Annotated in this window: 7 protein-coding genes; 6 read left to right on the forward strand and 1 reads right to left on the reverse strand. The window is 74.5% G+C overall.

All coding sequences use genetic code 11. The annotated features are described in order from the left end of the window. Positions 1 to 76 precede the first annotated feature (76 nt). Entirely contained in the window at positions 77 to 760 is a 684-nt protein-coding gene (locus tag E2C05_RS25460; protein WP_133222450.1) for a Tim44/TimA family putative adaptor protein, read from the reverse strand. Between the two features lie 265 nt (positions 761 to 1,025). On the opposite strand from E2C05_RS25460, the gene E2C05_RS25465 reads away from it, so the two are divergent. The 6 genes from E2C05_RS25465 to E2C05_RS25490 form a co-directional block, all read left to right on the forward strand. Next, a complete protein-coding gene (locus tag E2C05_RS25465; RefSeq protein WP_133222451.1) occupies positions 1,026 to 1,601 on the forward strand; it encodes a histidine phosphatase family protein in 576 nt (191 codons plus the stop codon). A gap of 445 nt (positions 1,602 to 2,046) precedes the next feature. After that, positions 2,047 to 3,156, forward strand: coding sequence for an HlyD family secretion protein (locus E2C05_RS25470; protein WP_133222452.1), 1,110 nt, complete (start codon positions 2,047 to 2,049; stop codon positions 3,154 to 3,156). Beyond that, a complete protein-coding gene (locus E2C05_RS25475) occupies positions 3,153 to 4,760 on the forward strand; it encodes an MFS transporter (protein ID WP_200306082.1) in 1,608 nt (535 codons plus the stop codon). The genes E2C05_RS25470 and E2C05_RS25475 overlap by 4 nt, the downstream gene beginning before the upstream one ends. Before the next feature lie 174 nt (positions 4,761 to 4,934). Continuing rightward, a complete protein-coding gene (secB, locus tag E2C05_RS25480; protein WP_133222453.1) occupies positions 4,935 to 5,405 on the forward strand; it encodes a protein-export chaperone SecB in 471 nt (156 codons plus the stop codon). Between the two features lie 546 nt (positions 5,406 to 5,951). Further along, positions 5,952 to 7,166 (forward strand): DegT/DnrJ/EryC1/StrS family aminotransferase, encoded by a 1,215-nt coding sequence (locus E2C05_RS25485; protein WP_192912519.1) that lies wholly within the window; start codon positions 5,952 to 5,954, stop codon positions 7,164 to 7,166. Beyond that, the coding region (locus E2C05_RS25490) for a glycosyltransferase family 4 protein (RefSeq protein ID WP_133222454.1) at positions 7,166 to 8,239 on the forward strand (1,074 nt) is incomplete at its 3' end. The genes E2C05_RS25485 and E2C05_RS25490, both read left to right, overlap by 1 nt.

Below are 8,239 nucleotides of genomic sequence, written 5' to 3' on the forward strand. Positions count from 1 at the left end.
CAGCCTTGCGGCGGGCGGCCCGGCGCAGCCGCGCCGGCCGCCCGGGCGGCGCCGCAGGGCCCGTCGCCACGCGGCGTCAGGCGTGGGCGGTGCCGGTCAGCTTCCAGGTCGGGTCGCTGGTGCTGATGTCCCGCTGGAAGGTCCAGATATCGGTCAGCTCGGTCACCGCGTCGCTGCCGGTCACCACGCTGCCGTCGCGCGCCGTGGTCATGTTCACCTGGTCGGTGACGAAGCGGACCACGACCTCGGCGGTGTTGCCGCGCAGGTCGGCGGTCTCGATCGCCAGTTCCTGCACCGACCGGATCTCGGTCAGCTGGCTCTCGCCGGCCTGCTCGCGGGCGGTGATCGCCTGCTCGAACCCGGCATAGGTCGCGTCCGACAGCAGGGCGCGCAGCGTCTGCCGGTCACCCGCCGCGAAGGCGCCGACGATCATGCGGAAGGCGCCTTCCGCACCCGCCAGGAAGCCGGCGGGGTCGAAGCTGCGGTCGGCCGCGGCGATGCGGCCCAGCGCCTGGCCGGGCGGCGTGCGCGGGTCAGGAAGCACCTGCCGGGCGCCGCCCGGCTTCGGCGGCGCCGGCCGCACCTCCTCCGCCACGCCGTCCATGGTGCGGCCGCGCGGGTCGAAGCCCGCCGCCCGCGGCTCGGGGGCCGGCGGCCTCTCGAACCCGGTGCGGCGACCCAGCACGCTGCGCAGGCGCAGGACGAGGAAGGCCGCGACCATGGCGAAGAGGATCAGGTCGATCGGAAAGCCACCCGACATTACATGAACTCCTTTTCACCCATCTAATGCCGCGGGGGGGCTGCCGCAACGCCGGCAGCGCATTTCCACCCCCCGCTTGCCGCCCCGTGAGGCTGCCTGTATCGCGCTGATGGCCAGCCCGTGCCCGTGCCCGCCGAGAGCGGCGAGGGGGCCCGGGCCGGCAGGCCAGCCGCTAACATTGCCGCGGGGCCGGGTAGGCGCGGCGCCGGCAGCGGCGCCGGGCGCGGACCCCGCCCACCCGGCGCCCGGAGGAACCCGCGCCGCCATGATCCTGCTGCGACACGGCCAGAGCGAGTTCAACCTGCGCTTCACCGAAACCAAGCGCGACCCCGGCATTCCCGACCCCGCCCTCACCCCGCTCGGCCACCGGCAGGCGGAAGCCGCCGCCGAGGCCCTGGCGGGCGAGGGGCTGCGGCGCATCATCGCATCCCCCTACACCCGTGCGCTGCAGACCGCGGCGCCGGTCGCCCGCCGCCTCGGCATCCCTGTGCATGTGATGCCGACGGTGCGGGAACGCTATGCCTTTTCGTGCGACATCGGGTCGCCGCGCACGCAACTGGCGCTGGCCTGGCCGGCGCTGGACCTGACCCATCTGGAGGAGGTCTGGTGGCCGGTCCTCGAGGAGCCGGATTTCCAGGTGGAGGAGCGCGCCGCGCTCTTCCGGGCGGAAATGGCGGCCCTGCCCGACTGGCGCGATACGCTGGTGGTCTCCCATTGGGGCTTCATCCTGGCGATGACCGGTGAGCGCCTGATGAACGGCGAATGGCTGCGCTGCGATCCCACCGCGCCGCCGCCGAAGGAGATCGTCTGGCGGCAGTACCAGGCGCCGCCCAAGCCCTGAGCGACCCGGGCGGCAGCCCCGCCGCCGCCTCGGCCAGGGGCTGCGCGGACCGGCGGCCAAGGGGGCGGAAGGGGCCGTTGACCGGGCCGGCGGGATCGGGCGGCGCGGCACCGGTCCCGTCCCGCCGCCCTGCCGGAGCGGGGCCTTGGGGTGCCGCCCCGGGCGGGCCCCGCCGTCACACCCGCGCGCGCCGGCCCGCCCGCCGCACGAAACGGCAAGACTCCGCGCCGCGCCGCGCTAGCTCTGGGCCTGTCAGGGAAGGCCCGTCGGGTCGGCTTTGGCGGGTCCTTGTCGCCCTGGCGGCGTCCCGTGACAGGCCCGTGGACCCGCCACGGGCGGTGCCACGGCCCTGCCCGGCGCGGCGCCGCCCCCGCCGGTCCGGCGCCTTGGACCTCCCCTGCCGGGCCGTTCCGGCCCATCCCGGCGGCGGAGCACGCGACGAGGCATGAGCGAGACCACCCAGCCCCCCGAAGCCGCGCCGCGCGCGCCCGGCACCCTCGGCGGCTGGCTCTGGCCGGCGCTGCGGCTCGGCGTCGTCGTCGCGGCCGCCCTGGTCGCCTGGCAGGTCGCCGGCCAGTGGGACCGCTGGACCGGCGCCGCGCGGTACATGCGCACCGACGATGCCTTCATCGCCGGCGACCTCACCCCGCTCTCGGCCAAGGTCCCCGGCCATGTGCTGGCGGTGGCGGTGCGGGACTACCAGCCGGTCCGCCGCGGCGACGTGCTGCTGGAGATCGACCCGGCCGACTACCGCGCCCAGCTTGCCCAGGCGGAGGCGAACCTGCTGGCGGCCCAGGCCAGCCTCGGCAACATCGCCAACCAGCGCGCCGTGCAGCAATCCCTGGTGCGGCAGGCCCAGGCGACCATCCAGGCCACCGCGGCGGACCTGACCCGCTACACGCTGGAGGCGCAGCGCCAGCGCGAGCTGATCCGCGACCGGCTGGCCGGCACGCCCCAGCTCGTCGAGCAGTCCGAGGCCAACCAGAAGCGGACCGAGGCGCAGCTGGCGCTGAACCAGGCGCAGCTCGACCAGCAGCGGGCGCTGCTGGCGGCGATCGACCAGCAGGAGCAGCAGCTCCGCGCCCAGGTCCAGGCGGCCGAGGCGCAGCGCGAGCTAGCGCGCAACAACCTCGGCTATACCCGCATCCTCGCGCCGGCCGACGGCATGGTGGGGCAGCGCCAGGTGCGCCCGGGCCAGTTCGTCAATGTCGGCACCCAGGTGATCGCGGTGATGCCGCTGCCCGACCTCTGGGTGATCGCCAACCTGAAGGAGACGCAGGTGACCAACCTGCGCGCCGGCCAGCCCGCCCGCGTCACGGTGGATGCCTTCCCGGACCTAGTGCTGACCGGCCATGTCGAGAGCTGGTCGCCCGGCACCGGCAGCACCTTCGCCCTGCTGCCGCCGGACAACGCCACCGGCAATTTCACCAAGGTGGTGCAGCGGGTGCCGGTCAAGATCGTGCTCGACCCGAACCCCGCCCTCGGCAGCCTGGTCCGGCCGGGCATGTCGGTGATCGCCAGCGTGGACACCCAGGGCGCGGCGGCGGCGCGGTGAGCGCCGCGCTCCGCCCCTTCAGCGCCGCCGGCACGGCGCTGCAGGGCCTCGCCACGCGGCTGCCGCCGCGGCAGAGCCTGCAGAGCTGGCGGCCCTATGCCGGGCTGCTCGGCGTCATGCTGGGCGCGCTGATGAGCACGCTGGCGGCGCGGGTGACCAGCTTCGGCCTGGCCGACCTGCGCGGCGCGCTGCATGCCGGCTTCGACGAGGGCGCCTGGATCACCACCAGCTTCGGCGTCGGCCAGATGCTCGTCGGCGTCGCCTCCCCCTATCTCGGCGCCATCTTCGGGGCGCGGCGCGTCCTGCTGCTGGGGATCGCGCTGTTCTTCGCCTGCTGCCTGCTGCTGCCGCTGGCGGGCGACCTGCACGCCTTCCTGGCGCTGCTGCTGCTGGCCGGCATCGGGTCCGGCACCTTCATCCCGCTGACCATCGCCTATGTCGTGCGCAGCCTGCCGGTGCAGCTCGTCGCCTACGGCATCGCGCTCTATGCCATGAACATCGAGCTGTCGCTGAACATCGCCGCGTCGCTGGAAGGCTGGTACGCCGACCACTGGTCCTGGCGCTGGATCTACTGGCAGTACTGCGGCGTGCTGCCGGTGATGTTCGCCGCCGTCGCCTGGGGCATGCCGAAGGAGCCGGTGAACACCGGCCTGCTGCGCGGGCTGGACTGGTGGGGGCTGGTCTATGCCTCACTCGGCTTCGGCATGCTCTATGCCGGGCTTGACCAGGGCAACCGGCTGGACTGGCGGAACAGCGGCCTGGTCGTCGGCCTGCTGCTGGGCGGCGGCATGCTGGCGGTGGCCTTCCTGGTGCGGGAACTCACCACGCCGCGGCCCTTCCTCAACCTGCGCCTGCTGCTGCGCGGCAACCTGGCGATCCTGCTGCTGATCCTGGCGGGCTTCCGCTTCATGATCCTGTCCACCGCCATCATCATCCCGACCTACCTGCAGGCGGTGCAGAGCTTCCGGGAGCTGCAGGTGGGCCAGGTCCTGCTCTGGATCGCCCTGCCGCAGCTGCTGATCGTCCTGCCGCTGGGGGCGCTGCTGCGGCGGGTGGACGGGCGGCCGGTGCTGGCGCTGGGGTCGCTGCTGGTGGCGATCGCCTGCCTGATGGCCAGCGAGCTGACGACGCAATGGGCGACCGGCGATTTCCTGCCCTCGCAGCTGCTGCAGGCGCTCGGCCAGTCCTTCGCCCTGACCGCGCTGGTGATGCTGATGGTCCGCAGCATCGTCCCGGCGGAGGCGCTGACCATCGGCGCCCTGCTGCAGATCAGCCGGCTGTTCGGGGCGGAGCTGGGCACTGCCTTCATGCAGACCTTCCTGCGGGTGCGGGAGCAGGTGCATTCGAACCTGGTGGGCCTGCACGTGGCGGACGGCACCGCCGCGGTGGCGGAGCGGCTGGGGCAGTATGCCGCCCGGCTGGGCGCGCATGTCGCCGACCCGGCGCTGGCCCAGGCCCAGGCGGCGCAGCTGCTGGCGAAGGCGGTCGCGGCCCAGGCCAGCGTGCTTGCCTATGCCGATGGCTTCGCGGCGACCGCGCTGGGGGCGCTGGCCTGCCTGGCGCTGGCGGCGCTGCTGCGGCGCGGCCCGCCCGCGCCGTTCTGACGGCGCCGCGGCGCTGTTCCGCCTCACGCCGGCGTGCTACCCGCCGCGCCAGCCTGGGGCGGTTCGCGTCAGCGAATGCCGGCTGCACCGCCGCAGGTCGTTGTCTTCAGAGCAGATTCACGCCTCGGGGCGTTCAAGCCCCCTCTGCGATGCGCTCTAGCCAAAGGAACCGCCATGTCGGACGTGAACGCCGCCCAGCAGGCCCAGGGGCCGCTGCTGCTGAACATCCAGTACACGAAGGACCTGTCCTTCGAGGTGCCGGGCGCGCCGGAGATCTTCACCACCCTGCGGGAACAGCCCCGGGTGGACCTGCAGCTCGACGTGCAGGCGCGGCCGATCCAGGAAGGCGGCAACGTGTACGAGGTGGCGCTGCAGATCCGCGCCGAGGCGAAGGCGGATGACCGCGCCTGCTTCATCGCCGAACTGGTCTATTGCGGCATCTTCACGGTGAACGTGGACCCGCAGGTGCTGGAGCCCGTGCTGCTGGTGGAATGCCCGCGCCTGCTCTTCCCCTTCGCCCGCAACATCCTGGCCGACGTGACGCGCGACGGCGGCTTCCCGCCGGTGATGCTGACGCCGATCGACTTCGTCGCGCTCTGGCAGCAGCGGCGCGGCGGCCAGGCGGATACGGTCGGCACGGCCTGATCCCGGCCGGGCGGGGCCAGGGCGGCCCTGCCCGCTGCGGCGCGCCGGCATGGCGGTTCGCCTGCGAAAGTCGACATCGCGCCTGCTCCTGTCATTCTTCGCAGATCTGAGTATTCCCGCGGCATATCCGCCGGTATTGTCCCGTCGCATCCCAGCAATGCGCGGCCCCTTGGCACCGCCGGCCGCCGCCGATGCTGGTGTCGTTTCGAAACCATGGTTTCCGGATCGGGCCGGCCGGGCCGCGGGCGGATGGCTGCGCCGCGCGATGGCCGCGGGGCGCGAATTCACCGCCGGATCAAGGGCCTGGCACGGCTTGCGCCACGCCGCTACAGGCGGGCCGGGCCGGCCTGGGGCGCCGGGCGACGCGAGCGCCGCAGCGTGCGGCAACGCAAGGGAGTCAAGGGCCTGGGCCGGGTTTCGCACGCCGATGCGCGGGCGGGCCGGCCTCGCTTCATGTTTCAACTTGACTATTCAAAATAAACACTCTCTTGAAACGGATTTGCGGCTATCTATTCTTGTCCAGGAACAAGCTGGACTTCGCCCCGCATGCGCCCCGGCCAGGCCGCGCCGAAACCCGCCCCCGTCCTGCCCTTCCCGCCGGCCGCCCGCGCCCGGCCGGCCGGGGTGCCGCCCATCCTGCTCTCGCCGCCCGAGCTGACCGGCGCCGAATTGCCGGCCGTGGCCAGGACGCTGGCCAGCGGCTGGCTGGCCCCCGCCGGCCCGGTGCCCGAAGCCTTCGAGGCGGCGCTGGCCGGGGCGACGGGCATCCCGCATGTCCTCGCCACCACCACCGGCACAGCGGCGCTGCATCTGGGCTACCGCGTGCTCGGCCTGCGGCCGGGCGACGAGGTCTGGACCAGCACCCTGACCTTCGTCGCCACCATCAGCCCGGCGGTGGAGATGGGCGCGGTGCCCCGCTTCCTCGACGTCGCGCCGGAAAGCTGGACCATGGACCCGGGCCTGCTGGAGAGGGAACTGGCCCGCGCCGCCCGGGCCGGCCGGCTGCCGCGGGTGGTGGTGCCGGTGGACCTGTTCGGCCAGTGCTGCGACCTCGACGCGATCGCCGCGCTCTGCGACCGCTGGGGCGTGCCGGTGCTGTGCGACAGCGCCGCCGCCCTGGGCGCCACGCAGCGCGGCCGCCCGGCCGGGCAGGGCGCCCGGCTGGCGGTGTTCAGCTTCAACGGCAACAAGATCGTCACCACCACCAATGGCGGGGCGCTCGCGTCCGACGATCCGGCGCTGATCGCCCGCGCGCGCTTCCTGGCCTCCCAGGCGAAGGAGAAGGCGCCGCACTACCAGCACGAGACGACGGGCTACACCTACGGCCTCTCCTCCGTCCTCGCGGCCATCGGCCTGGCGCAGCTGCCCGCCCTGCCGGCGCGGGTCGCGGCGCGGCGGGCGGTCTTCGGCCGCTACCAGGCCGGGCTGGGCGACCTGCCGGGGGTGGGCTTCATGCCGGAACCCGCCTGGGGCCGCGCCAACCGCTGGCTCAGCGTGGCACTGTTCGGCGGCGCCGGCGGCACCCGGCTCGGCGCCCCGGACCGGGAAGCGGTGCGCCAAGCCCTGGCGGCGGCCGGGATCGAGAGCCGGCCGGTCTGGAAGCCGCTGCACCTGCAGCCCGCCTTCCGGCATGCCGCGGCGGCGGGCGGCGAGGTGGCGGCGGGGCTGTTCCCGGCGGGGCTCTGCCTGCCCTCCGGCAGCGGCCTGACGCCGGCGCAGCAGGACCGGGTGGTGGATGTGGTGCGCGGCTGCTTCCGCTGATGCGGCTGCTCTACCTGCACCAGCATTTCTCGACGCCGGACGGCGCGACGGGCACGCGCAGCTTCGCCCTGGCGCGCGCCCTGGCGGCGCGCGGGCATGCGGTCACGCTCGCCTGCGGGTCCTATGCCGGGGCGGCGACCGGGCTGCGGGACCCGTTCCGGCGCGGCCGGCGGGAAGGGATGGTGGCCGGCCTGCGGGTGGTGGAATTCGCCATCCCCTGCGGCAATGCCATGCGCCTGCCGGCCCGCGCCGCGGCCTTCCTGCGCTATGCCGGGCGCGCGACGGCGCTGGCCCTGGCGGAACGCTGGGACCTGGTGGTCGCCAGTTCCACCCCGCTGACCGTGGCGCTGCCGGCGCTGGCCGCGCGGCGGCTGCGCGGCACGCCCTTCGTCTTCGAGATCCGCGACCCCTGGCCGGAATTGCCGCGCGCCATGGGGGTGGGGACGCCGGCGCTCTGGGCGGCGCTGGACCGGCTGGCCGATGCCGCCTGCCGCGGCGCCGCGGCGGTGGTCGCGCTGTCCGAGGGGATGGCGGCGACCGCGGTGGCGCATGGCGCGGCGCCGGGGCGGGTGGCGGTGCTGCCGAATGGCTGCGACCTGGACCTGTTCGGCCCGCAGGCGGCGCCCTGGCGGCCGGAGGGGCTGCCGCCGGGCACCGTGCTGGTCACCTATGCCGGGGCGCATGGCGTCGCCAACGGGCTCGGGCAGGTGCTGGACGCCGCCGCGCTCCTCCAGGCGCAGGGCGCGCCGGTGACGTTGCTGCTGGTGGGCGAAGGGGCGGAGAAGCCGACCCTGATGGCGCGCGCCGCGGCGGCCGGCCTGGCGACCCTGCGCTTCCTCGACCCCATGCCGAAGCGCCGGCTGGCCGGGCTGCTGGCGGGCAGCGATATCGGCCTGCAATGCCTGGCGCCGGTGGCGGATTTCGCCGAGTGGACCGCGCCGAACAAGCTGATGGACTACCTGGCGGCGGGCTTGCCGGTGGTGGCCAATCTCGGCGGCGCGGCGGCGCGGCTGCTGGCGGCCGGCCCCTGCGGCGTGGCGACGCCGCCGGGCGATGCCGCGGCCCTGGCCGGG

The organism is Paracraurococcus ruber, assembly GCF_004353985.1.
Taxonomy (GTDB): domain Bacteria; phylum Pseudomonadota; class Alphaproteobacteria; order Acetobacterales; family Acetobacteraceae; genus Paracraurococcus; species Paracraurococcus ruber.

Excerpts from the sequence above, each read along its gene's own strand:
- E2C05_RS25465 (WP_133222451.1), top strand. The coding sequence starts at position 1,026 with ATGATCCTGCTGCGACACGGCCAGAGCGAGTTCAACCTGCGCTTCACC.
- E2C05_RS25485 (WP_192912519.1), top strand. The coding sequence starts at position 5,952 with ATGCGCCCCGGCCAGGCCGCGCCGAAACCCGCCCCCGTCCTGCCCTTC.
- secB (WP_133222453.1), top strand. The coding sequence starts at position 4,935 with ATGTCGGACGTGAACGCCGCCCAGCAGGCCCAGGGGCCGCTGCTGCTG.
- E2C05_RS25460 (WP_133222450.1), bottom strand. The coding sequence starts at position 760 with ATGTCGGGTGGCTTTCCGATCGACCTGATCCTCTTCGCCATGGTCGCG.
- E2C05_RS25470 (WP_133222452.1), top strand. The coding sequence starts at position 2,047 with ATGAGCGAGACCACCCAGCCCCCCGAAGCCGCGCCGCGCGCGCCCGGC.